The 22,965-nt window shown below is 35.5% G+C and carries 25 protein-coding genes; 18 read left to right on the top strand and 7 right to left on the bottom strand.

The window, feature by feature from the left end:
* Positions 1–230 precede the first annotated feature (230 nt).
* From NST60_RS04475 to NST60_RS04460, 4 genes are all read left to right on the top strand, one after another.
* A complete protein-coding gene (locus NST60_RS04475; protein ID WP_016204328.1) occupies positions 231–602 on the top strand; it encodes a UPF0738 family protein in 372 nt (123 codons plus the stop codon).
* Between the two features lie 150 nt (positions 603–752).
* Positions 753–1,385: a GTP pyrophosphokinase gene (locus NST60_RS04470; RefSeq protein ID WP_169188134.1), complete on the top strand. Its 633-nt coding sequence runs from the start codon at positions 753–755 to the stop codon at positions 1,383–1,385.
* A gap of 75 nt (positions 1,386–1,460) precedes the next feature.
* Positions 1,461–2,255, top strand: a complete 795-nt coding sequence (locus NST60_RS04465) for an NAD kinase (protein WP_016204330.1) — start codon at positions 1,461–1,463, stop codon at positions 2,253–2,255.
* 21 nt (positions 2,256–2,276) lie between these two features.
* A complete protein-coding gene (locus NST60_RS04460) occupies positions 2,277–3,173 on the top strand; it encodes an RluA family pseudouridine synthase (protein WP_016204331.1) in 897 nt (298 codons plus the stop codon).
* 231 nt (positions 3,174–3,404) lie between these two features.
* Here NST60_RS04460 and prpE read toward each other — a convergent pair whose 3' ends face one another.
* A complete protein-coding gene (gene prpE, locus NST60_RS04455) occupies positions 3,405–4,172 on the bottom strand; it encodes a bis(5'-nucleosyl)-tetraphosphatase PrpE (RefSeq protein ID WP_169188135.1) in 768 nt (255 codons plus the stop codon).
* A gap of 186 nt (positions 4,173–4,358) precedes the next feature.
* Here prpE and mgtE point away from each other — a divergent pair, with 186 nt between their 5' ends.
* The 4 genes from mgtE (at position 4,359) to NST60_RS04435 (ending at position 9,547) form a co-directional block, all read left to right on the top strand.
* Positions 4,359–5,729 (top strand): magnesium transporter, encoded by a 1,371-nt coding sequence (mgtE, locus tag NST60_RS04450; RefSeq protein ID WP_016204333.1) that lies wholly within the window; start codon positions 4,359–4,361, stop codon positions 5,727–5,729.
* Positions 5,730–5,748: 19 nt separating this feature from the next.
* A complete protein-coding gene (locus NST60_RS04445) occupies positions 5,749–7,602 on the top strand; it encodes a monovalent cation:proton antiporter family protein (RefSeq protein ID WP_224427370.1) in 1,854 nt (617 codons plus the stop codon).
* A gap of 281 nt (positions 7,603–7,883) precedes the next feature.
* Positions 7,884–8,657 carry an enoyl-ACP reductase FabI gene (fabI, locus tag NST60_RS04440; RefSeq protein ID WP_341098251.1) on the top strand — a complete coding sequence of 258 codons (774 nt, stop codon included), beginning with the start codon at positions 7,884–7,886 and terminating at the stop codon, positions 8,655–8,657.
* A 383-nt stretch (positions 8,658–9,040) separates the two neighbouring features.
* On the top strand, positions 9,041–9,547 hold the full coding sequence (locus NST60_RS04435) for a CotO family spore coat protein (RefSeq protein WP_341098249.1): 507 nt from the start codon (positions 9,041–9,043) through the stop codon (positions 9,545–9,547).
* Positions 9,548–10,073: 526 nt separating this feature from the next.
* Here the strand turns inward: NST60_RS04435 and NST60_RS04430 are convergent.
* Positions 10,074–10,562, bottom strand: coding sequence for a CotY/CotZ family spore coat protein (locus tag NST60_RS04430; RefSeq protein ID WP_016204337.1), 489 nt, complete (start codon positions 10,560–10,562; stop codon positions 10,074–10,076).
* A 160-nt stretch (positions 10,563–10,722) separates the two neighbouring features.
* On the opposite strand from NST60_RS04430, the gene NST60_RS04425 reads away from it, so the two are divergent.
* The 8 genes from NST60_RS04425 to NST60_RS04390 all read left to right on the top strand — a co-directional run bounded on the left by NST60_RS04425 (position 10,723) and on the right by NST60_RS04390 (position 15,503).
* Positions 10,723–11,079, top strand: coding sequence for a DUF1360 domain-containing protein (locus NST60_RS04425; RefSeq protein ID WP_341098248.1), 357 nt, complete (start codon positions 10,723–10,725; stop codon positions 11,077–11,079).
* A 367-nt stretch (positions 11,080–11,446) separates the two neighbouring features.
* Complete coding sequence (locus NST60_RS04420) at positions 11,447–11,926, top strand: hypothetical protein (RefSeq protein ID WP_016204339.1); 480 nt, start codon at positions 11,447–11,449, stop codon at positions 11,924–11,926.
* Between the two features lie 12 nt (positions 11,927–11,938).
* Positions 11,939–12,421, top strand: coding sequence for a stage V sporulation protein AC (gene spoVAC, locus NST60_RS04415; RefSeq protein WP_212121797.1), 483 nt, complete (start codon positions 11,939–11,941; stop codon positions 12,419–12,421).
* A complete protein-coding gene (gene spoVAD / locus NST60_RS04410; RefSeq protein WP_016204341.1) occupies positions 12,421–13,431 on the top strand; it encodes a stage V sporulation protein AD in 1,011 nt (336 codons plus the stop codon). The genes spoVAC and spoVAD overlap by 1 nt, the downstream gene beginning before the upstream one ends.
* A gap of 74 nt (positions 13,432–13,505) precedes the next feature.
* A complete protein-coding gene (spoVAE, locus tag NST60_RS04405; protein ID WP_016204342.1) occupies positions 13,506–13,862 on the top strand; it encodes a stage V sporulation protein AE in 357 nt (118 codons plus the stop codon).
* A 62-nt stretch (positions 13,863–13,924) separates the two neighbouring features.
* Positions 13,925–14,602 carry a DUF421 domain-containing protein gene (locus NST60_RS04400; RefSeq protein WP_328020784.1) on the top strand — a complete coding sequence of 226 codons (678 nt, stop codon included), beginning with the start codon at positions 13,925–13,927 and terminating at the stop codon, positions 14,600–14,602.
* A 146-nt stretch (positions 14,603–14,748) separates the two neighbouring features.
* Entirely contained in the window at positions 14,749–14,874 is a 126-nt protein-coding gene (locus NST60_RS04395) for a YjcZ family sporulation protein (RefSeq protein WP_040344002.1), read from the top strand.
* Positions 14,875–15,248: 374 nt separating this feature from the next.
* Positions 15,249–15,503, top strand: coding sequence for a stage VI sporulation protein F (locus tag NST60_RS04390; RefSeq protein WP_101730314.1), 255 nt, complete (start codon positions 15,249–15,251; stop codon positions 15,501–15,503).
* 65 nt (positions 15,504–15,568) lie between these two features.
* Here the strand turns inward: NST60_RS04390 and NST60_RS04385 are convergent, their stop codons facing one another.
* Positions 15,569–17,902 (bottom strand): UvrD-helicase domain-containing protein, encoded by a 2,334-nt coding sequence (locus tag NST60_RS04385; RefSeq protein WP_212120917.1) that lies wholly within the window; start codon positions 17,900–17,902, stop codon positions 15,569–15,571.
* A gap of 356 nt (positions 17,903–18,258) precedes the next feature.
* Here NST60_RS04385 and NST60_RS04380 point away from each other — a divergent pair, with 356 nt between their 5' ends.
* Positions 18,259–18,516, top strand: coding sequence for a hypothetical protein (locus NST60_RS04380; RefSeq protein ID WP_169188140.1), 258 nt, complete (start codon positions 18,259–18,261; stop codon positions 18,514–18,516).
* 6 nt (positions 18,517–18,522) lie between these two features.
* Here the strand turns inward: NST60_RS04380 and NST60_RS04375 are convergent, their stop codons facing one another.
* Positions 18,523–19,206, bottom strand: a complete 684-nt coding sequence (locus NST60_RS04375; protein WP_016204348.1) for a DUF421 domain-containing protein — start codon at positions 19,204–19,206, stop codon at positions 18,523–18,525.
* 167 nt (positions 19,207–19,373) lie between these two features.
* On the opposite strand from NST60_RS04375, the gene NST60_RS04370 reads away from it, so the two are divergent.
* A complete protein-coding gene (locus tag NST60_RS04370; protein WP_016205491.1) occupies positions 19,374–20,498 on the top strand; it encodes an IS4 family transposase in 1,125 nt (374 codons plus the stop codon).
* Positions 20,499–20,785: 287 nt separating this feature from the next.
* On the opposite strand, the gene NST60_RS04365 is transcribed toward NST60_RS04370, so the two are convergent.
* The 3 genes from NST60_RS04365 to NST60_RS04355 all read right to left on the bottom strand — a co-directional run bounded on the left by NST60_RS04365 (position 20,786) and on the right by NST60_RS04355 (position 22,842).
* Positions 20,786–21,211: a GNAT family N-acetyltransferase gene (locus NST60_RS04365; RefSeq protein ID WP_169188141.1), complete on the bottom strand. Its 426-nt coding sequence runs from the start codon at positions 21,209–21,211 to the stop codon at positions 20,786–20,788.
* 6 nt (positions 21,212–21,217) lie between these two features.
* Positions 21,218–21,727 carry a 2'-5' RNA ligase family protein gene (locus NST60_RS04360; RefSeq protein WP_169188142.1) on the bottom strand — a complete coding sequence of 170 codons (510 nt, stop codon included), beginning with the start codon at positions 21,725–21,727 and terminating at the stop codon, positions 21,218–21,220.
* A 389-nt stretch (positions 21,728–22,116) separates the two neighbouring features.
* On the bottom strand, positions 22,117–22,842 hold the full coding sequence (locus NST60_RS04355) for an alpha/beta hydrolase (protein WP_328020781.1): 726 nt from the start codon (positions 22,840–22,842) through the stop codon (positions 22,117–22,119).
* Between the last annotated feature and the right edge of the window lie 123 nt (positions 22,843–22,965).

Raw genomic sequence — 22,965 nt, 5'->3', positions numbered from 1 at the left:
CCGCTACCCAGGCTCTTCCGCTTTTCTATATGTCTAGCTACAGCGCCTAGCGGTTAGCAAACTTCAGGCTACCTCCCTACGATAAGTCAACATCGATTCGCTGTTGCTCATCGTGTTTCCTTTATCTCAGTCGATATCCTTCCAGTTTGTACACCGCTAATCAGGCTCTTCCGCTTTTCTATGATAATTCTTTTGATTGTGGTAAAATATGCATAGTTGGAGGGTGAATTATGAAGCAAAAATGGAAGATTAAAGAGACAATAAAAAGGGAAAATGAACTGGTATTTCAATTGCAAGAGAATGCAATTCTAGAAAGTACGAAAGCATGTGGTCAAATCCTTGTTGATTCTGATTCTCTTGCGTTTATATATTTACTTGAAAAAGAAAACGAATATGTTTATCTGGAAATTCCGGAAAAGGTATGGAAGGACTGTAAAGAAGCAGTAGATTCAAATGATGCCTTTTTTGTAAAAGATGCAAATGGGGAAATATTGCTAGAAAGCTTTAAAGAGGAAATAGAATATTTAATTGAAAATATTCGAGGAAATGGAAATTATGGAGAGGATATGGAAAAAGCAGTTTCATCCATTTTTCTACAATGATTTGTTAGATTTTTTTTAAACAGGAATTAGTATAATTGCAGTTTAGAATGTTGGCATTCCTCCTGTTAGATAAGAATAAGAAATAATTAACAAATCTTCTATAAAAGAAATACCTCGTCTGAAAAGAACCTTGGAAATGAGGTGTTATATATGAAACAATGGGATCAATTTTTGGCTCCCTACAAGTTAGCAGTGGAGGAACTAAAGGTTAAACTAAAAGGAATGAGACGTCAATTTGATCATGAAGATGACCATTCTCCAATAGAATTTGTAACAGGGCGAGTAAAACCGATTGCAAGTATATTGGATAAGGCAAATGAAAAGGGGATTCCTTTAGACAAACTTGAAACGGAAATGCAGGATATTGCAGGACTCCGTATGATGTGTCCATTTGTTGACGATATTATAAGAGTAGTTGAACTATTAAGACAAAGAAATGATTTCGAAATTGTTGAAGAGCGAGATTACATATTACATAGAAAAGAAAGCGGCTATCGATCCTATCATGTGGTAATTGTCTATCCTGTACAAACCATCAATGGGGAAAAGAAACTCCTAGTCGAAATTCAAATTCGTACGCTTGCAATGAATTTTTGGGCGACGATTGAGCACTCATTGAATTATAAATATAAAGGGCAATTTCCAGAAGATATTAAAATGAGGTTACAGGGAGCTGCCGAAGGTGCCTTTCGTTTGGATAAAGAAATGTCTTTAATCCGGGGAGAAATTCAAGATGCACAAGCTTTCTTTAATCGTAAAAAAGAAAATGACAAGAATAATTAGTGTTTTCTTAGTAATTCAAAAGAAACTCATTTTATATTCTGCATTTCTAAACTGAGAAGAGGAGCTACCAAACTTATGAAATTTGCCGTTACCTCAAAGGGTGATTCGAAATCAGAAAACTTAGTCCAAATAATTAAACAATATTTACTTGATTTTGAACTTGAATATGATGAAGAAGAGCCAGATATTGTTATCTCTGTAGGTGGAGATGGAACCCTTCTCTACGCTTTTCATCGTTATAGCAATCGTTTAGACAAGACGGCATTTGTGGGGATGCATACAGGTCATTTAGGGTTTTATGCAGACTGGACGCCTGCTGAATTGGAAAAACTAGTGATTGCCATCGCAAAAACGCCATATAACATTATTGAATATCCTATTTTAGAAGTGATTGTGCGTTACCAGAATGAAGAGAAGGAAACGAGATACTTAGCTTTAAATGAATCAACGGTCAAAAGTATCGAAGGGACATTTGTAATGGATGTGGAAATGAGCGGAAAACATTTCGAGCGATTTAGAGGGGATGGACTTTGTGTATCGACCCCTTCAGGAAGTACAGCTTATAACAAGGCATTAGGTGGAGCAATTGTACATCCTTCCATTGAAGCGATACAGCTTGCGGAAATGGCATCTATTAATAATCGAGTTTTTCGAACAGTAGGATCGCCATTAATATTGCCGAAACATCATACTTGTGTACTTAAACCAGTTAATGAACCTAATTTTCAAATTTCGATTGATCATTTGAATCTATTACATAAAAAAGTACATTCGATTCAATATCGAGTAGCAGAAGAAAAAGTAAGGTTTGCAAGGTTTCGTCCATTTCCGTTCTGGAAACGAGTACATGATTCTTTCATTTCGGAATAAGCAATAGACAGGAGCGATAGTTTGAGCTTTACGTTAGAGTGGGTTATGCAGCATGAAACAGGCATTACCATTAAAGATTTTTTAAAGAAGCAAAGTATCTCCAAGGCTGCCTTAACAGATATAAAGTTTAAAGGTGGGAAGATTCTTGTAAATGAGAGCGAAGAAAATGTGCGCTATACTTTGAAAAGTGGCGATCGATTAGTAGTTCTTTTTCCACCTGAGCTACCTAGCAGTGGATTAAGTCCTGAACAACTTCCGTTAAACATTATTTTTGAGGATGAGTATTTATTAATTGTACAAAAGGAATATGGGATGAATACTATTCCTTCAAGAGAGCATCCTACTGGCAGCTTGGCTAACGCTTTAGTTGGTTACTATTTGAAACATGGAATTGAATCAACAACCCATATTGTTACACGATTAGATCGAGATACATCTGGATTAGTTCTTATTGCTAAGCATCGCCACATCCATCATTTACTTAGCGAACAGCAAAAAGGCGGCGATGTAAAAAGAAAATATCTCGCTTTTGCAGAAGGGGAAATTTCGCCATTAAATGATACGATTAATGAGCCAATTGGCAGATGCTCAGATAGCATTATTAAAAGAGAAGTAAGAGCAGATGGGCAAACTGCCATTACTCATTATCGAGTATTGTCACAAGGTAAGCATTTCTCACTCGTAGAATTATCACTAGAGACAGGAAGAACACATCAAATCCGAGTTCATCTTGCTTATAAAGGGCATCCGCTTCTAGGAGATGACTTATACGGAGGGAAAAGAGACAGGATTAATCGTCAAGCTCTGCATTGTTTTTTTCTCCAGTTTACCCACCCTGTAACCAAACAATCGTTGACATTTACCGTTGCTCTTCCCGATGATATGAAAAGGATAGAGCAAGGCATGAAAAAGAGTTAAGGATCACTTAAAAGATCTTTAACTCTTTTTTATTGGCTGTTTTCTAAAGGATTGTTGTTTTTTAATCGAAAAAAAGAATTAGTTGGAAAAATGGAGCAGCCGGAATACACGAAGACGCCACGGGGATTAGCGAGACAGTCTGAGACCCCCAGGGAAAGCGAAGTGTATTCCGGCTGCGGGTAATCGCAACATACTTTACGAAAACAGCCTTTTTATTAGACTTTGATGTATTCATGGGCTTTGTTTGACGACTACTGGTTGATTTTCAAAAGTGCGAAATTTTTCTGCAATAAATGGCAGACTCGACGGTACAGATTTAATCGTCAACTCTGGATATTGGAGGGCTGTTAATTTTCCTCCGAAGACAACACCAGTATCAATGTTATAGGTACGTTGAATTTCTCTTACTTCTCTTACCGGAGTATGACCATAAACAATAGTCGCATTGCCTTTATAATATTTAGCCCAATCTCTTCTTACTGGTGAACCGTCTGCATGTACTTCTCCAGAAATATCACCATAAAGCACAAAAGTTTTTACTTTATTATGATATTGGCCAATATAATCCTCGCGAATGCCTGCATGGGCGATAACGAGCTTTTGATTATCAAGGATGTGGTATAACGGTGCATTTTCGTATAGGTCTTTAAACATTCCCTTTATTCTTTGTTGTTCTTTTTTATTTAATTGCTCCCATTCCGCTACTGTTGTTTCTAACCCATGGGCGATTTTTACATTTCTGCCTAAGAAAAAGCGATATAGCTTATCACAATGGTTACCTGGCACATAATAGGCTAAATTATTTTTCACTAATAGATAAATGGTTTCTATTACGGATAAGGAAGAAGGACCACGATCTGTTAGATCTCCTACAAACGCTAGCTTTCTTCCTTGAGGATGCTGTGGATAACCTTGTTCCCAAGTGTATCCTAATTTTTCTGTTAATTGCTTGAACTCCTCATAGCATCCATGAATATCTCCGATGATATCCAGTTTCATAAAATCCCCCTTCCTGTTCTTTTTATACTATACCCCATTGCTGTACCTAGCATTTTTGTTAATTGTTTCTGGTTTTGGGGAAAGATAAAGTGATGACATGTATGTATAAAAATAAAAGACAAATTGTCTATCTTTTGTTACTATAAAAAACATATTTATTTTCCAAAAAGAGAGGAGGAAAAGCGAATGTCAGAAAAAATATTAACAAATGAAGCACAGCGTGGTGTCATTCTCCATTCTTTACAAAATGAAAACTTACAGGAGTTTCGAAAAAATTTCCTTGATTTACATCCTTATGATCAAGCTTCCTTTTTTAAGGAAATGGAGATAGAAGAAAGAGCTCAAGTGTTTGAATATTTAGCTCCAAGTGAAATTGCCGAAATGTTTGCGAATTTAGAAATGGATAACTGGGAGTATCAAGCGATATTTTCCAAGCTTCTGCCTAATTATGTAGCAGAGACTTTGGCAAATATGTCTATTGATGATGCTGTCGATATTTTAAATGTTTTAGATAAAGAGCAAGTAGAAAGTTATTTGGCCATAATGAAACAACCTACTGCAGCAAGGATTAAAGCACTGATGCATTATGAAGAATCAACTGCAGGAAGTATTATGACTGTAGACTATATTAGTTTATCGGCAGAACAAACAGTAGAAACGGCAATGGAAATTTTGAAAAGAGAGGCTCCAAACGCAGAGACGATTTACTATATTTATGTTGTAAATGAAGAAAAACAATTAGTCGGTGTTGTATCTTTACGAAGTCTAATCATTAGTGATAATCAAACTCTAATAAAAGAAATTATGAACGATCGTATTTATTCGGTCTCGGTAAGTGAGGATCAGGAAGAGGTAGCTAAAAAAATGCAGGACTATGATTTTTTAGCACTTCCAGTTGTTGATTTTCAAAAACGATTACTTGGGATAATTACCATTGATGACATTGTTGATGTTATACAAGAGGAAGCATCTGAGGATTATTCAAAGTTTGCTGCTGTATCTAGCATGGATTTTGTTGATCAGCATCCATTTTCTGCTGCAAAAAAAAGACTCCCGTGGCTAATCATTTTATTATTTCTCGGTATGTTTACAGCAAGCCTTATTGGCCGGTTTGAAGAAACGTTAGATCAAGTTGCCATTCTCGCTGTGTTTATTCCATTAATAGCTGGTATGGCTGGGAACACAGGAACGCAAGCTCTAGCTGTAGCTGTTCGAGGAATCGCCACAGGAGATATAGGAAAAGAAAGTAGTTTGAAATTAATTGTAAGAGAAGCAGGGACTGGTTTCATTACGGGAACAATCTGTGGAATACTTGTTACAATGGTTGTGTATGTATGGAAGGGTGATTTCTTTCTTGGTATGCTAGTCGGCATTTCCATTCTTGGAACCTTGATTGTAGCAACAATAGCTGGGGCAATTATCCCTCTTATCATGCACAAGTTTAATATTGATCCTGCTGTTGCTTCAGGACCGTTTATTACAACAATTAATGATATTATCAGTATTTTGATTTATTTTGGTATGGCAACAATGTTTATGAGCTATTTAACCAATTAGAAAAAGAGGAGGGATAGCGATGGAACACGGTGCTTCTTTTGCATCACTAGTTATCGTTGTTACGGTTGCCTTGTTAACACCTATTATTCTTCAACGGCTAAAACTAAATATTATTCCAGTGGTTGTCGCGGAAATTTTAATGGGATTAATAATCGGAAAAAGTGGATTTAATCTAGTGGAGCAGGATATGTGGCTAGAGACTCTATCAACGTTAGGTTTTATCTTTTTAATGTTTTTAAGTGGCTTAGAGATAGATTTTTCCGCTTTTTCTAGTAAGAAAAAAAGAGAAACCCTTCCTAATGGAAAATTAGAGCCAAAATCCTTTCCGACAGCATCGCTTATTTTTGCCGCCATTCTTGTTCTATCAATCGGATTAAGCTTTTTATTTGTGCTCGCTGGTTTTGTTGAGAGTGCTTTCTTAATGACGATAATTATTGCAACTATTTCTTTAGGGGTAGTAGTTCCTACTTTAAAAGAAGCAAATATAATGAAGTCTGTTATTGGGCAAATTATCTTGCTTGTGGCAGTTATCGCAGACTTAGTCACAATGATTTTACTTGCCATTTTTGCGTCTATCCATGAATCAGGGGGAAATACTTGGCTCTTATTAATTCTTTTTGTAGCAGGGTTAATTCTGTACTTTGTTGGTAGAAGAATAAAAAATAATAAATTAATGGATACTCTTTCAAGAGGAACGGTACAAATCGGTACAAGAGCTGTATTTGCACTGATTATCTTTCTTGTCGCTTTATCAGAATCTGTCGGAGCGGAACATATTTTAGGAGCTTTTTTGGCAGGTGTGCTAGTGTCACTATTATCACCAAATGAGGAATTGGTTCATCAGTTAGATTCCTTTGGGTATGGATTTCTAATCCCAATTTTCTTTGTGATGATTGGTGTCGAGATGGATTTATGGTCGTTATTCACAGACCCTAAACTATTACTATTTATTCCGTTATTATTAATTGCCTTATTAGTCAGTAAGTTATTACCCATCTACTATTTAAAAAAATGGTATGATAACAAAACGATTGTGGCTTCTGGGTTTTTATTAACATCAACCTTGTCTCTTGTTATTGCAGCATCGACAATTGGTGAACGATTAAACATAATAACACCTCAAATGAGCGGAATCTTTATTCTAGTTGCTATTATCTCTTGTATTATTACTCCAATAGTCTTTAAAAAATTGTTCCCGAAAGATGTGGTTCAAGAAAAAGTGATAAAAGTTTCTATTATTGGAGTCAATCAAGTAACAATGCAAGTTTATCAAGAATTGAAGTCAACTCTGTATGATGTCACTTTCTATCATAAAAAACAAGAAAAACAGGATTTTCAAATTGCTGATTCCTTATTTGAAATTATTGAGTTGGAAAATTATTCGGAAGCGATTCTTCAACAAACAGATATCTATTTAGCCGATATTGTTGTAGTTTCGACCGGAGATTCCCTCTTAAATGCTGAGATGAGTCTTATGATAAAAAGGGCAGGAGTGGACCGAGTTATTTGTCGTGTGGAATCGATGGAGAACGAAGAGGAGTTACGAAGAGAAGATATCGAGGTTTTCTCCATGTTGACATCGACGAAGGCTTTATTAACAGCACTAATACAATCTCCAAATATTTTTGCTTTACTTGGCAATACGGAGACATCATTACATGAAATTACATTAAGAAATACAGATTTTGAAGGAATGTCTTTACGCTCATTCCCATTCACTGGAGATGTCATTTTCGTTCGCATCTTTAGAGGGTCTGATTTCGTTATTCCTCATGGAGATACGGAGTTACAGCTTCATGACCATCTTCTTGTAACGGGTTCACATGAGTATGTAACAGAATTAAAGCGGCAATTGGAATTTAATTTTAAATAAGCGAGTAATGAAGCTTTTTCTTCCTTTTTGGATAAAAGGAGGAGAAAGCTTTTTAGTTGGATGTAAATAGGGATTGCTACCTTATGCAGGGAGAAAAGGTAACAGAGAGGCATCACCACTGCCGTTTGTCCAAGAAAAAAGCAAAAGAGAAATAGAATCACCTTCCAAAACATAAAATTGATAAAAGTGCCTATTGTAACAGTGCTTTCTTTTTTTATTTTTTTGTAGTAAAATTAGTACTAGGTACTAATAACTTGTAATAGTATATAGGAGGAATAAGAATGACTTTTTCATTAAAAGGCAAAACCTATGTAGTAATGGGTGTAGCAAATAAAAGAAGTATTGCATGGGGAATTGCGACTTCCTTGCATAAAGCAGGTGCTCGTTTAATTTTCACTTATGCAGGGGAAAGATTAGAAAAAAGCGTTCGTGACCTTGTTGCTACTTTAGATTCAACAGATAGCATTGTATTAGCATGTGATGTAACAAATGATCAAGAGATTGCTACATGCTTTGAAGCAATTAAAAAAGAAGTCGGAACAATTCATGGAATTGCTCACTGTATTGCGTTTGCTCATAAAGAAGAATTACAAGGCGACTATTTGAATACAACAAGAGACGGATTCTTGCTAGCACATAATATTAGCTCTTATTCATTAACAGCTGTAGCAAAAGAAGCGAAAGGGCTAATGACAGAAGGCGGAAGCATTGTGACTTTAACGTATTTAGGCGGAGAGCGTGCGATTAGAAATTACAATGTAATGGGTGTAGCAAAAGCTTCTTTAGATGCTAGCGTTCGTTATTTAGCTGCTGATTTAGGAAAAGAAGGCATTCGTGTAAACTCCATTTCTGCAGGTCCAATTCGTACATTATCTGCAAAAGGAATTAGTGATTTTAATTCGATTCTAAAAGAAATCGAAGAACGTTCTCCACTTAGAAGAACAACTACTCCAGAAGAAGTAGGGGATACGGCATTATTCTTATTCAGTGATTTAGCAAGAGGAATTACTGGAGAAAATATTCATGTAGACTCAGGTTTTCATATTGTTGGTTAATTCCATTAAAGTAAAGGCAACCTATCCGTTAATTTTGGTGATTGGTTGCCTTTTGTTTTTTCAACGTTTTAGAAAGTATAAGTTTTCTCACATTAATTTGGTGTCTAGCTCCCGGCACTTAGGAGCTACTGGTTCATGACTCGTTCTCTATTTACGTTAAGTCAATATCTGCTCACTGACGCACTAATTTTACCTCAGGAACCTCACGTGTACTTCCAGTTTGTCCGTGTAAGCAGGTGCTTGTGCTTTTCTTGTTTCATTCATTCCTCTCCAGCTACTAATTATCCCTTTTTCGTTAATTAAAGTTACATATTAGGCAAATCATGCATACATTAGGATGAATCCTATAAAATTGTGTTGTTTATTTTAGGAGGTGAAATTTGATGTATAGTGAGAATGATAAGCCTCAGCTTTCTCTGTCTGGTACAAAAATGATGGAAGGCAATATGCAAGTCAGCTATTCTGCGAAAATTTCCAAACAAAAACAATACAAAGAGCTAATGGAGAAAAAGCAGAAGGAAGAAATGCTACAAGAAATAAAAGAGCAAAAAGAGCAAGTAAAAGAAGGAGCGGAGAAACAAACAATTTCTAATCTCCAAGAACAAATCCAACATTATCAAGAGCAGCAGGCTGAAAAAACGCCAAGAAAACCAGCCTTTAAACGATTGAAGAGCTTTAAAGAAATGGAAATTATCGAGAAATTGGAGTACTTACTTAATTTTCCTAAACAGTTACCGCCCGTACCGTGTCTGGTTATAACTGCTAACGAAAATGTTCGTGGATTTGTTATTGATTTAAAAGAAGATAAAGTAGATATAAAGTTAATGGATCAGACCACCATCACTTTAAATTTACCTGCGATTCAGGAAGTAAGAATGATTGGTATATAAATGCCTATTTATTAAGAGGGTTATTTCAATTAGATTCTGTGCCTAAAATATAGTGGTTTTACTACTATATTTCGAGCATTTATCAAATTGAAATAACCTTTTTTATTTATAGGTAGCATGTGTGTGGGGGAATTTATTTTAAATGAACGCCGCTTTAGTGCAAGAGAGAAAGGGGAAATTTGCGTTCATAAAGTGAATGAACGCTATTTTTGAACAAAAGAGCAAGAAAAAAGGCGTTCATAAAGCGAATGAATGCCATTTTTTCATAAAGCAAAAAAAAACTTGCTTTTACGCAATCAGTCAGAAAGGATAAGTTATTTCATACTCCCTTAGCGTAAACAAAAGGTATTAATTTTGGACTTCTCATTAACCTATTTTTAACAAATTCGTGAACAGATTTGAATCAGACTTGTCTAGTAACATGGCAAACTTTTTCTGCGCATAAAATGAAAACAGAGAGGAGTAAAACAAAATGGAGGCGCCTAAAAGACGTCCTCCGAGATAAAACATATACTAATTTCCGTTATTAGTCACAAATATTTAAGTCAACATCAGCGATACATTGAACAGCACAGAAGCATTTTAAGTCAACTGTTATGCAGCTTGAAGTACGACGGAATCCTTCTAATTCACAAATTTTGCTTAAGTCGATTCCTTTGTGTCCTACGATATCAAGTGTTTCTCTGTCTTTACCGATCGGAGCAAGAACTCTTAATACTGCGCAGCAGTTATCAAATACGTCCTCTACTCGGAAAAAGATGGATACACAGTTGCAGTCTGAACCTGTATAAAATGCATGGAATGGAGAGCCATCTGCAGTGCTTAAAACGAATACACGAGTATCTGCTTTGTTACGCTTTGTTGGAGATACAAGGGATCCTAGCGGCTCTGAGAAACAGTTAGTTTCGCATTCGCAAGTGTCTTCAGCGTTATCTTGGATATCTTTAATGGCACGAACCACTTCGCAAACACAGCTGGATGTACCGTAAATATCTTCTTTTTTTCCACAACCCATAATTGTTTTCCTCCTTGTTTGTTTCTTTCTTTATGTTTCTTACATTACTAACATATTGCCGAAGAGCCTTATGGGTTACGGACAAACGCCTTTTTTCTCAAAATTTGGGCGTTTGACCATTCGTATTGAATATCTTGGTCGATTAGAGAGGAGAATCTGGATGAATATCCATTGGATGGAGCTTTTTTTATTAATTTTGGCAAGTTTTCGTTTAACAAGATTAATCGTTTTTGATCAAATCACAGAATTTATTCGGGGAATTTTCTTGGAAGAAGTAAAAGAACAAAATAAAGATGGGCAGATAGAAGTTTATATTGTTCCTAAATCAGGAAAGATTCGCGGGTTTTTTGGTGAATTAATCAGCTGTTATTGGTGTACTGGTGTGTGGGTTGCTATCTTTCTTACTATTTTATATTATTTCTTTCCAAGCATTTGTGAACCTTTTGTTCTCGTCTTTGCCATAGCTGGAGCTGCTTCTTTGATAGAAGCTGTTTTACAAAGACTGTTTGTTGAATAGTTACTAGTAGGTAGGCTGGTTATTTACACATACAGTTTTGACCATCATACAATGTGATAAGCACATTATTCGTGCATAGATAATTATATTGGAGGGATTGGAGTTGCTAGGAAAAAAAGTACCTAAAGTAACTGAACCAAAAAAAACACAACCAACTAAAAGCAAAAGAAAAAAATCTGGATGTAATTGTGGAAAAAAATTATCAAAATAAGCAAAATGCCCGACTTTGTGCGGGTATTTTTTTTGTACTCAAAAGTTAGTTTGAAAAAATTGGATGTCTTTTGTTTTGGAAATATCTAATAAATAATGCTTAATAAGAAAAAAATAAAGATACATCAATTCATCATTTACATAGGAAGGGAAGAATATGACGAATAAAAAGTACGCCTTTTATATTTTAATTTTTAGCATATGTGTATTCTTAACTGGTTGTGAGAAAGAAACTCCGAATAGCAGATGGTCTATGCTGAAAAAGGTAGATCCAGCTCCAATCGCTCTTTATACGGAGACAGCAGCCGGTCAAGAGGAATTGCTCCAAGGAATAAAAGAAGAAACAAGTATGATGCCATCTATTTATGATGTAGCTGTGATTAAAGGGAAAAAGGATACATTAGTTGCCTATAAGGTAAAGCAGATGGCCCGTTTCAAAATGAAACGAATTGAAAAAGAATTAACAGAAAAGCTGAAATCAAAATATCCAGATGAAAAATTCACGGTTTCCAGTGATTTTAAAATTTTCTTAGAAACCATTCGCTTATGGGATAAAACCCAAGAGCCAGACTTTAGCAAAGAAAAAGCGGAAAAGCGTTTAAAAGAAATTATTAAACTAAATAATGAATTGACGTAAGGAGGGCAAAAAGTGGCAGATAGTAAAAAAAAGAATAAAACACCAGAACAACAGCAATATGAAAAATTCGAACAAAAATATGAAACAAAACGGCCTGTTCTAAAAAATTGCATAAAAGCATTTTTTGTCGGCGGGTTTATTTGTATGATAGGACAGCTCATTTCCTATTTCTATATTTATTTCTTTCATTTTACAGAACAAACATCTAGTAATCCGACAACAGCAACGGTTATTTTTCTCTCTATGTTATTGACGGGGTTTGGAATTTATGATCGATTAGGACAATTTGCAGGAGCAGGAAGCGCAGTTCCTGTATCAGGATTTGGTAATAGTATTATTTCTGCAGCTATTGAACATCGTACAGAAGGATTTGTACTTGGAGTTGGCGGAAATATCTTCAAACTTGCTGGTTCGGTTATTTTATTCGGAGTATTTTCTGCATTTGTAGTAGCGCTTATTAAAACAATATTTATTATGATGACGGGGGGATTCTAATGCTTCAGGGAAAACAATCCTGGGTTTTTCAAAATCATCCAGTAATAAAAGCTACCGGGGTATCTGGCGGTCCCTTTGAAGCAAATGGAATGCTAGCTGATGATTTTGACATATTGCATGATGATTTATGGATGGGGAAAACCTCTTATGAACAAGCCCATCGCATTTTATTAGAAGAAGCGGCACAAACAGCTTTAAAAAAAGCAGAAACCAAGCCAGAAGATACACAGTTTTTTTTAGCTGGTGATTTAATCAACCAAATTACGCCCTCAAGCTTTGCTGCAAGAGATTTAAAAATACCTTATTTCGGGTTATTTGGCGCTTGCTCAACGTCTATGGAAGGCTTAGCACTTGCTTCTTTTATGGTTAACTATCAAGGGGCAAATAATGTCTTAACAGGTGCCTCTAGTCATAATGCAGCCGTAGAAAAGCAATTTCGTTATCCAACGGAATATGGTGGTCAGAAGCCGCCAACAGCTCAATGGACCGTAACAGGTGCTGGCGTTGCCTTAGTTACCAAAAATCAATCAAATGAGCAACTACCGTATACAACTTCTGCGACAATTGGAAAAGTTGTAGATATGGGATTAGCAGATCCTTTTAATATGGGTGGGGCAATGGCTCCAGCTGCTGCAGATACCATCCTTACTCATTTTCAAGATTTGAATTTGGATCCTTCTCACTATGACTTAATTGTAACAGGTGATTTAGGGAAAATCGGTAGAGAAACGGCAATAGGGCTTTTAAAGGAAAAAGGCTTGGCGATCGATGAAAATAAAATGAAAGATTGTGGATTATTAATTTACACAAATGAGCAGCCTGTGCAATCTGGAGGCAGTGGAGCGGGATGTTCTGCTACTGTACTGTATGGACATTTATTAAATGAAATGAAAAAAGGGATGTATAAAAGAATTCTATTAGTAGCAACTGGTGCACTTCTTTCTCCACTAACTGTGCAACAAAATGAATCAATCCCTTGTATCGCTCACGCTGTATCAATTGAAATCTAATCAGTAAGACAAGGTATCAAGTTTCCCCTGTTAATTGTAATAGGGAATGAAATAAAGGAAAAGGAGGAATTACTATGCTTCCAATGTTTTTTTGGGCATTTGTCATAGGTGGAATTATTTGTGTTATTGGACAGCTTATGTTTGATGTTGCTAAGCTAACCCCTGCACATACATTAACGACATTAGTTGTTGCTGGTGCGATATTGGATGGATTTGGATTATACGAGCCATTTGCTGATTTTGCAGGCGCAGGTGCTACAATTCCAATTACGAGTTTTGGTAATGCATTAGTGCACGGGGCAATGCAAGAGGCAGAAAAGCACGGTATAATTGGCGTATTAACTGGAATGTTCGAAGTAACAAGCTCAGGGATATCTGCTGCTATCATATTTGGTTTTATCGGTGCATTGCTGTTTAAACCTAAGGGGTAACTACTGACATAAAAGGAATTAATTTTTATGGAAGAATGAATAGGATAACTAGGGGTCTTGATATGGATGAATTAATTAGTACAATTATCCGATCTATCTTGATTATTATCAGTTTGTTTTTTATTACAAAACTTCTCGGTAAAAAACAACTTTCAAAGCTTTCCTTTTTCGAATATATTGTTGGAATAACAGTTGGAGATATTGCTGGGTCTATATCATTGGATTCAACGTTGAAAATAGTAGATGGGGTTGCTTCTATTATCATTTGGACATGTATTCCTATTACAATCAGTTATCTATCTTTAAAGTACAAACGCTTTAGAGATTTTGTGGAAGGCACACCAACTGTGTTTATTAAAGATGGTAACGTAATCGAAAAGCATCTAAAAAAAGAAAAGTATAGTATAGATGAATTATTGGAGCAATTACGAATCAAGGCTATCTTTCGAGTAGAAGATGTGGAATTTGCTACATTAGAAGCAAATGGGGAATTAAGTGTCCTTTTAAAAAAAGCAAAACAGCCTTTACTTGTAGAGGATATGATCGATTTACCACCTGTTGAAAAAGAGTTATATACTATTATTATGGACGGCAAAATTAATAAAAGTACTTTAGAAAAATGTAACCTTACGGAGAAATGGGTATATTCGGCACTTAGAAAAAGAGGAATACATTTAAGTGAAGTATTTCTCGCGCAAATAGATTATCAAGGAGAGCTAACTTTTGATTTTTATGATTAGAATAACTCGGTGTTGAAATATACTTAAAGCATAATTTTTTTCATGACATTCGTACATTCTAATTATTATTAGTAGCTTGCCTATACATAAACTTCAATTCTCCATATTCTGATAATGAGTACAAGGAGAAACGAGGTGAAGTAGGAATGTGTTATGGTGGATATGGCTATGGCGGCGGCTATGGCGGTGGAGGATATGGTATCTCTTCCTTTGCATTAATCGTTGTTTTATTTATCCTTTTAGTTATCGTAGGAGCTAGCTTCTACAACTAATCAATTAGTCAATGGGGAAAGGAGTTCTCTTTCATAGAGAGCTCCTTTTTATTTGGCTGTTTTCTAAAGGATTGTTGTTTATTCAATAGGAAAAAAGAATTAGTTGGAAAAATGGAGCAGCCGGAATACACGAAGACGCCACGGGGATTAGCGAGACAGTCTGAGACCCCGGAGGCGAAGTGAGGAGGCTTAAGCTTAGCCCCACGGAAAGCGAAGTGTATTCCGGCTGCGGGTAATCGCAACAAATTTTACGAAAACAGCCTTTTATTTTAATAAGCCTTTTATTCATTTTTTGTTTTCTTTTCTTATGTTCTCACCTTTTTTTCTTTGTTTCATACAATGTAAAGTAGCTCATCGAAGGAGGAAACACAGGTATGAACAATAATTTCTTTAAAAATATCGAGTCAAAAACTGGCGTAAATATGAAAGATATTTTGGAACTAGCGAATTCCTTACAAAATGCTAATTTTAAAGATGAAAAAACAGTGAGAAGTGTTATTCGCAGAGTATCACAAATAGCTGGAAAGTCTGTTCCGAAACAAACAGAGGATAAAATCGTTCAATCTATTGTAAAAGACGGCAAACAGCTTGATTTCAATACTTTATCTAATATGATTAATAAAAAGTAAGGAATAAGGAAGGGTAACTACTCGAATTCACGACATAGTTACCCTATTTTTTTAAAAATAGAAACTCATATAATTGGGCAATCTTTTTCTTCAGAAGTAAAAGCTGTTATCGACAAGGGAGATAAAAAACGCGAAGCCTTTGCTTTTTTGCCTCTTAAATACATAGGAATTGATAAAAATAGTTCTTGTTGTGCCCTTGTCATTGCAACATACAAAAGACGACGTTCTTCTTCTAACGGAATGATGTTGTTATTGCGGAATGAATCTAATGCAAAGTCATGAGGGATAGACCCATCAACCGTACCAAGAATATAGACCGTATTATATTCTAAACCTTTTGCACGATGAATCGTACTTAAGCTGATGACATTCTCTTCATTTTTGAATTGTTTTCGCAATTCTTCATTCATCGCAATCATATGATCCGTATATTGTACAAATTCTTTAATTGATTGGAATTTGCGGGCAACAACCTTTAAATCTCGGATATCATCTGACCCTTTATCCCACTGATTTCCTTCATTGCCTCGTTTTTTGATGAACTCCTGAAAGCCTAGTTCTTTTTCAATATAATTTATCGCATCTAAAGGAGAATAACGAATTAATCGTTTTATTATTTCTGGAATCTTTTTTAATCTGCTTTCTTGAAAGGCAAAGCCTGTTTTAATAAAAACAAGACAATCTAAAAAGCTGCAATCTTCTAGAATACTTGTTGCTTTAATATCCTGTAACACGGTTTTTTTCAAAAACAGGGTAGGAAGAATATCGGCAACAGCCTGCTGATTATCTGGATCATGGATAAGTTTTAAATAAGCCATCATACTTTTGACGATAAATCTTTGATAGAAGGAGCCAGTATCTTGTTCTAAACGAAATGGCAGACTAGACGAAGCAAGTCGCTCAAACATAGCCCGACTATTTGTATTTGTCCGAAATAAAATCGCAAAATCCTTAGGCTCATACCCCATCTTTATCTTTTCTTGAATATCGCTCAAAATCATGGTTGCTTCTTCTTCTTCGTCATATGGATAAAAAGCAAGCGGATGTTTACCTGAATAGCCAGTAATCATTTTTTTTGTGCGTCTTTTCGTGTTTTTACTAATAGTGGATTTAGCTACCGATACAATTTCTTGAGAAGAGCGATAATTATAATCTAGAATAATTGTTTTAGCATTCGGATAATCTTTTTCAAAATCTAACAGGTATTTTGGATCACTGCCGCGAAAGGAATAAATAGATTGATCATCATCGCCTACTGCATAAACAGATTGTGCTGATTTAGCCATTAGCCTCATCCATTCATATTGCACTTTATTAATGTCTTGAAATTCATCCAATAAGAAATGAGTAAAACGTCTTTGATAAGATTCCAATATAGTTGGATTCTCAAGAAAGAAATGATAGCCACCAAGAAGCATATCATCAAAGTCATACAGATTTCGCTGTTGTTTTTTCGTTTCATAGCCAATGTATAACTGGGCGACTTTTTCTTCCCAGTCATTAACAGGTTTAACTTCCTTAGGGAATAGCATGCTGTTTTTCCAAGCGCTTATCAATTGAAGAGCTGCATCGAAAGGAAAGTCTTTTTCTTCCACTTGCTTTTCTCTTGCAATTTCCTTTAATAAAAGTTCTCTTTGCCAATTACTGTTTAATAGCTTATTTCGCTGCCATTTCTCTCGTTCATGAAAAATTAATATTTGGTAGAGAATGCTATGAAAAGTTCCTGAAACAATTTTTTGCACGTAGCTTTTATTCATCATTGGATAGTGCAATAACCGTTCTTTCATTTCATTAGCCGCTTTATTTGTAAAAGTAACAAGCATAATGGATGACGGATCAACATTTTTCTCATGGATGAGATATGCTGCACGCATCGTTAGTACACGCGTTTTGCCGCTTCCTGCACCAGCAAGTACCAGAATTGGTCCATCATCTATTGCAACAGCTTTACTTTGGGTAGTATCAAGAGAATAGCCATTTTGTTTTAGAATAGTTAAATAAGATTCCTTTGGGAAAGTGACTGGTTTACTTTTTGCGATTTCAGATGTATGACTGGTCGCTTTAACGGACATTGGCGGTTGAAAAGGAGTGTTTTCTGTACTGTTTTTCGAAATACTTCTACTCTTAGGAATTCGAAAGCCATTTTTCTCTTCGTAATTGATATCAATGGTAGCAGCTTGTTCCTCTTCAACATTAGGAGCTTCTGTCATACATGGTTGTTTAGAAGAATAATGATAAAAGTAGGGAGCGCTTTTTATTCCCAAATATAGCTTTACCGCTTCTCCACATACAGAGCATGCGAGAAAACCATTTTTACCAGCTTCATAAATTTTCTGTAATTCTTGTCTGTCAATTGTATGCAATGAAATGAGTCTATCATAATAAAAAGCTGTTAACATAGGAAACCTCGAATCTATTAGTAATACATGTAACCGTGCATTATTAGAAATAATATCTATCATATCAAAAACAGAGGATAGTTGAAAGAGTAGAAAAGGGGTTTAGTATTTGGAAAAGAAGGGAAAAGGATACCATAATAAGGTTGATTGTTAATAGGAGAATGTAAAAGATAGTATATGGAGCAACCTGATTATACGTAGACGCTATGGAGATTAGCGAGATAGATGAAATCCGAGAGGCAGACGTTAAGGAGGCTTCCGTTTTCCCCACGAAAAGCGAAGTATACTCAGGTCGCGGGGAATAGAAACAAACTTTACCAAAACAGCCAATAATAAAAAAGAAGGGACAGATTCTGATGGGATATATTTTACCAATCACTCATTTTCAAGCAGACCAGTATGCGATTAGAGATATTGTTAGCAAAGCGAAGAATTATAAGAAAGAAGAAATTTATCCTGTTGCAAAAATCGCTAATTTTTCTGCCAATCTAGAGATGAAACATCCTTCTCAGACTTCTTACCAGCAAAAACACATGCATGAAGAACAAGCAGCCAATGAGAAGTTAATGGCGCAATTAACTGGAAAAGGCACTTATTTTCATGCACAGATATAAAGGGTTTTAATTCATCTTGTAGCTCTGAATAAATAATGGCGACCCTTCGCGCCATTCGGCATATAAAATATCTTTATGGGATTGAACATTTTGTTTTTTTAATTCTTGTATTAATTGATCCTCATTCCAACCAACACGAGGTAAATTTTCCTTTATGATTTCTCCATCTTGAATGATACTTATCGGTAGGGAAATAATATCAAGTGGTAAATTCATATCCTGCTTAGTTGGATTAACAAACGCGGATTTCTTTAGAACACTTATTGTACCGTCTGTTTCTAGAATAGCAAAAGCACATTCTGTAATCGAAAAAACATCTTTTGCACGAAGTAAATGTTGTAATTGATTAATATCTAAATGATTTTTCTTTAACTCATTAAAATCAATTTTGCCTTTATTTATAATGATGGATGGTTTTCCTTCTAAAAGTTGTCGGCTTTTTCGGAACTTTTGGGTAATAAATTCTGTTATGTAAATTAGCCCTCCCCAAACAAGTATGGAATAAATAATTTCCTTAATTCCAGTTTCTGCATCATACATAGCATTTCCAACAAGCTCACCTAGTACTAAGACAGAGACAAAGTCAAATGTAGTAATCTGAGTGATTTGTGTTTTTCCTAATACTTTTGTTAAAAGAAGCAATAAGAAATAGCCAATAAAAAGTTCGCCGAATATATGTGTGAATTCCATGCAAATCACCCTTTCCTACATTTATTTTGGGCCACTAGTGTCGCATTAAAATAATTCAACATAGCTAAATAAATTAAATTTTCCGCAAATAAACTTTTCTATAAAAAAAGCCTTTATAATGGGTTGGTGGTAGTAACCTATCCAAATCCAAAATAAAGGACTAACGCATGGATAAGTTTACACGAAAAACATCATTTGAACAATGGCTTTCACCTATTTCCAACAATTTGTTAGAGGAACAAGTGAAAAACTATCAATTAAATTACTATACGAAGAAGCTGCATATGACTTCCTTTTTGAAATTACTACTATATGCACAACTCCATGAAACGGAGAGTTTGCGTGCATTAAGTGATTGCGTGTTTTCAGAAGAATTACAAAACGCCACTCAACTTGATTCCATTAGTTTCTCTCAACTGGGTAGGCGATTAAATCTGGTTCCAACGGAGTTTTTCCAAACTATTTTTCTTGATTTAGTCAAGCAAATTCATCGGAAGACTGATTTTCAAGCGAGACGAAAAACGACAACACCTCTTAAAATTATTGATTCCAGTACATTACCATTAAACTTGAACAACCATAAGTGGGCAAAATTTCGAAAAACCAAATCTGGTGTGAAGCTCCATCTACGCCTCGTATTTATGGAAAAAGGTCATTCCTATCCAGATCAATCCGTGCTTACAAATGCCAACGAACATGACCGAGGCCAGCTTGAGATCCTGGTCGATGACAAAGAATGCATGTATGTGTTTGATCGTGGATACTTGGACTATGAACGATTCGATCGCATGACAGATGAAGGCTATTTCTTCGTCTCTCGACTGCGTAAAAATGCGGTTGTACGTAGCCTTGAAACACTCTCGTTACCAGAAGATTCTTCTGTGTTATCGGATGAGATGGTCGTCATTGGAACCACACAAAATCGATCGGAGAATGTTTTCCGTTTGATCAAAGTATGGGATACAAAAGGAAATGAGCTACACTTGTTAACGAATCGTTTTGATTTAAGTGCGGATGAAATCGCTGAACTTTACAAATCACGGTGGGCCATTGAACTGTTTTTCAAATGGATGAAACAGCATTTGAATATCAAAAAATTCTTTGGACAGAGTGAACAAGCTGTGCACAACCAAGTGTATATAGCGATGATCGTCTATTGCTTGAATGTACTGGCTCAACGGAACACGAAAAGTAAGCGATCGTACTTACAAATTAGTCGTTATTTGAAAGCAGCTTTATGGAAACCGGAACACATTTGGTTGAGAAAAATAGGGGGAAACACTGTCCCATAAGCCAATCACTGTCTCTATCACACTCGCCACAAGGTATAGTAAAAAAATGGATGTTTACTACCTATGTTTAATCATCTTTCTTTTTACTCAAAAGTAAGGATAATTAATAACGGAAAATTCCGTCAATGTTTATGCGACGCTAGTGATTTTGGGCAGATGTAGAAAAATTAAACCTTTATATTCTATAATCGTGGAAACAAAAAAGGTTGCCCTATTAAGTTTAACCACAAGCTTTATCCTTTTAGCAGGAAAGCTTTGCTTCAAACAATAGGGCAACCAAAATAACCTTATAATTTCTTAATCATTGTTTTATGTGGGATACCAGCATCCAAGAATTCTTCCGAAACTACTTCATATCCTAATTTGCTGTAAAAAGGAATCGCATGTGTTTGTGCGTTTAGTTTTAGGGCAGGGGCACCGCTAGTTAGGGCATATTCCTCAATTTTACTCATAATTGCTTTACCTGCGCCTCCTTTGCGATTGGTAGAGAGAATACAAATTCTTTCCACTTTTCCGTATTCATCAAAGGTTCGATAGCGTCCAGCACCAATTGGGTGTTTGTCGCCATCATAAAGGACAAAATGAACACTATCCTTTTCATACGCATCAATTTCCTCTTCCATTGGTACGTTCTGTTCTTTTACAAAAACAGTTTGTCGTACATAAAATGCATCTTCTAATTCTTTATCTGTTTTAACAACTACTACTTCCACTTTTCACTATTCCTTTCCTAAACGGAATGTTTCATAGACTGTCCATGATCCATTTTCCAATTCATAAAGCAAATGGAAACGGTCCGCTGTTTCTTCAAAATTGTAGTTTTGCATCCGTAAATTACTGTATAAATCCAAATGCTCGTCACTCGATAAATTTTGCCCAAGGGTAATATGCGGAACAAATGGATGCTCTGGGTTAACAGCCAATGTACTTATTAGTTCTTGGTGCAGGTGTTCTAAGTCTGTACTTGGCTCAATCTTTAAGTAAACAACATTGCTTACGGGTTTAAAAGAACTGACTTTTGTTACTTTAATGGGAATAGAATGATAATGGCTTGCAATCGTTGCCAGTTTTTTACTTATTTCTTCAATCTCTTCATTATTAGCTTCAAAATCGCCGATTAACGTAATATGTGGTGGAATTAAAGCATATTTTGGATCATATCTTTTTCGAAGAGAATTGGCCAAATCCTGCAAATCTTTTCCAGGGAAAATAGCAATACCGTATTTCATTCGATGGACCTCCATTTCAAAATAAAAGGTTTAATTTAAAATATAGAAAATGGACTATCTATTATTACGATTTCAATGTTCTATATGTAAGATATTATAACAAAATTCTTCTTTTTAGTTCAAAGATTTCAGAAAAAATCTAATGTTTGGCGAACGGAGGTTTGCTTTATTCCACTTTTAACGGACCAATTTGAAGCTAAGGAAAATCGAGGACTAAACTTACCCCATAAAGGTCCGATAAGCGCAACTAACCATCAGTGAAGGCTTGAGGAACACCTTTGCTGATGGTTAATTTTCTTTATGAATAGCTGGTTTCGTAAAGTTTGTTGCTGTTATCCGTAGTCTGCATACACTACGTTTTATATGGGTTCTATAAAAAAACAACATTCTTAAGAAGGAAACATTTTAACTAGCATTTTTGCTATATATGGCTGCCAATGTTTCCATGTATGATCTCCGTCAAATTCCTCATACGTATAATCAGCATTTGTTGACTGCAATAGCTGGGATAATGCTCGATTTGGGGCAAGAAAATCTTCAGTTGTGTGAATGGTTGTTTTGACAGCTGTTTCGCCTGTACCGATAATATGATCAATTTCAAGTAAATGATAATGATCGAACTTGCGTACCGTTTCTAAAACATGATCATTTACTAGTGGAGATTGCAATATAAGCTTTCCAAAAGTATGCGGATATTTTAAAGCAGTCATTAATGAGACGGTTGCTCCTAACGAATCGCCAATAAGGCCACGTCCTAATCCCATTTGGAAGGTCGGAAACTGTTCATCTAAATAGGGAACAAGTTCATGTGCCAAAAAGCGAATATAGGCTTTATTTTGGGTTCCGTTTGGATGATATTTTTCCCGGCGATTTTGGACAGTGGAATAAGGAATACCAACGATAATACTATCTGCTATTTGATGATTTATATGTAATTCATCCGCCACTCTGCCGATGCGCCCGAATTGAAAATAATCTTTCCCATCTTGTGCGATAAGCAAATTATATTTATAAAGAGGAGAAAAGGCTGGAGGCAGATAGATAAGTAAAGTTACTTCTTCTCCTAACTCATTACTATATAGAGTATCCTCTTGTATAGTCCCTTTTGAATTCATAATTATCCTTCCTTTACTACTGATTTTACAATAAGTTTATCAATAAAAATACTTTGTGAATAGTGTAAAGCTTTATATTCCTTACGTTACACCGTTTGATCATTTCTATATATTGTGTATTTT

The organism is Niallia sp. FSL W8-1348, from assembly GCF_038006745.1.
Lineage (GTDB): Bacteria > Bacillota > Bacilli > Bacillales > Cytobacillaceae > Niallia > Niallia alba.
This window is presented reverse-complemented; position numbering and strand designations above follow the sequence as displayed.

Coding starts and splice junctions, on each gene's coding strand:
- NST60_RS04475 (WP_016204328.1), top strand. CDS start 231: ATGAAGCAAAAATGGAAGATTAAAGAGACAATAAAAAGGGAAAATGAA.
- NST60_RS04470 (WP_169188134.1), top strand. CDS start 753: ATGAAACAATGGGATCAATTTTTGGCTCCCTACAAGTTAGCAGTGGAG.
- NST60_RS04465 (WP_016204330.1), top strand. CDS start 1,461: ATGAAATTTGCCGTTACCTCAAAGGGTGATTCGAAATCAGAAAACTTA.
- prpE (WP_169188135.1), bottom strand. CDS start 4,172: ATGAAACTGGATATCATCGGAGATATTCATGGATGCTATGAGGAGTTC.
- mgtE (WP_016204333.1), top strand. CDS start 4,359: ATGTCAGAAAAAATATTAACAAATGAAGCACAGCGTGGTGTCATTCTC.
- NST60_RS04445 (WP_224427370.1), top strand. CDS start 5,749: ATGGAACACGGTGCTTCTTTTGCATCACTAGTTATCGTTGTTACGGTT.
- fabI (WP_341098251.1), top strand. CDS start 7,884: ATGACTTTTTCATTAAAAGGCAAAACCTATGTAGTAATGGGTGTAGCA.
- NST60_RS04435 (WP_341098249.1), top strand. CDS start 9,041: ATGTATAGTGAGAATGATAAGCCTCAGCTTTCTCTGTCTGGTACAAAA.
- NST60_RS04430 (WP_016204337.1), bottom strand. CDS start 10,562: ATGGGTTGTGGAAAAAAAGAAGATATTTACGGTACATCCAGCTGTGTT.
- NST60_RS04425 (WP_341098248.1), top strand. CDS start 10,723: ATGAATATCCATTGGATGGAGCTTTTTTTATTAATTTTGGCAAGTTTT.
- NST60_RS04420 (WP_016204339.1), top strand. CDS start 11,447: ATGACGAATAAAAAGTACGCCTTTTATATTTTAATTTTTAGCATATGT.
- spoVAD (WP_016204341.1), top strand. CDS start 12,421: ATGCTTCAGGGAAAACAATCCTGGGTTTTTCAAAATCATCCAGTAATA.
- spoVAE (WP_016204342.1), top strand. CDS start 13,506: ATGCTTCCAATGTTTTTTTGGGCATTTGTCATAGGTGGAATTATTTGT.
- NST60_RS04400 (WP_328020784.1), top strand. CDS start 13,925: ATGGATGAATTAATTAGTACAATTATCCGATCTATCTTGATTATTATC.
- NST60_RS04395 (WP_040344002.1), top strand. CDS start 14,749: ATGTGTTATGGTGGATATGGCTATGGCGGCGGCTATGGCGGTGGAGGA.
- NST60_RS04390 (WP_101730314.1), top strand. CDS start 15,249: ATGAACAATAATTTCTTTAAAAATATCGAGTCAAAAACTGGCGTAAAT.
- NST60_RS04385 (WP_212120917.1), bottom strand. CDS start 17,902: ATGTTAACAGCTTTTTATTATGATAGACTCATTTCATTGCATACAATT.
- NST60_RS04380 (WP_169188140.1), top strand. CDS start 18,259: ATGGGATATATTTTACCAATCACTCATTTTCAAGCAGACCAGTATGCG.
- NST60_RS04375 (WP_016204348.1), bottom strand. CDS start 19,206: ATGGAATTCACACATATATTCGGCGAACTTTTTATTGGCTATTTCTTA.
- NST60_RS04370 (WP_016205491.1), top strand. CDS start 19,374: ATGGATAAGTTTACACGAAAAACATCATTTGAACAATGGCTTTCACCT.
- NST60_RS04360 (WP_169188142.1), bottom strand. CDS start 21,727: ATGAAATACGGTATTGCTATTTTCCCTGGAAAAGATTTGCAGGATTTG.
- NST60_RS04355 (WP_328020781.1), bottom strand. CDS start 22,842: ATGAATTCAAAAGGGACTATACAAGAGGATACTCTATATAGTAATGAG.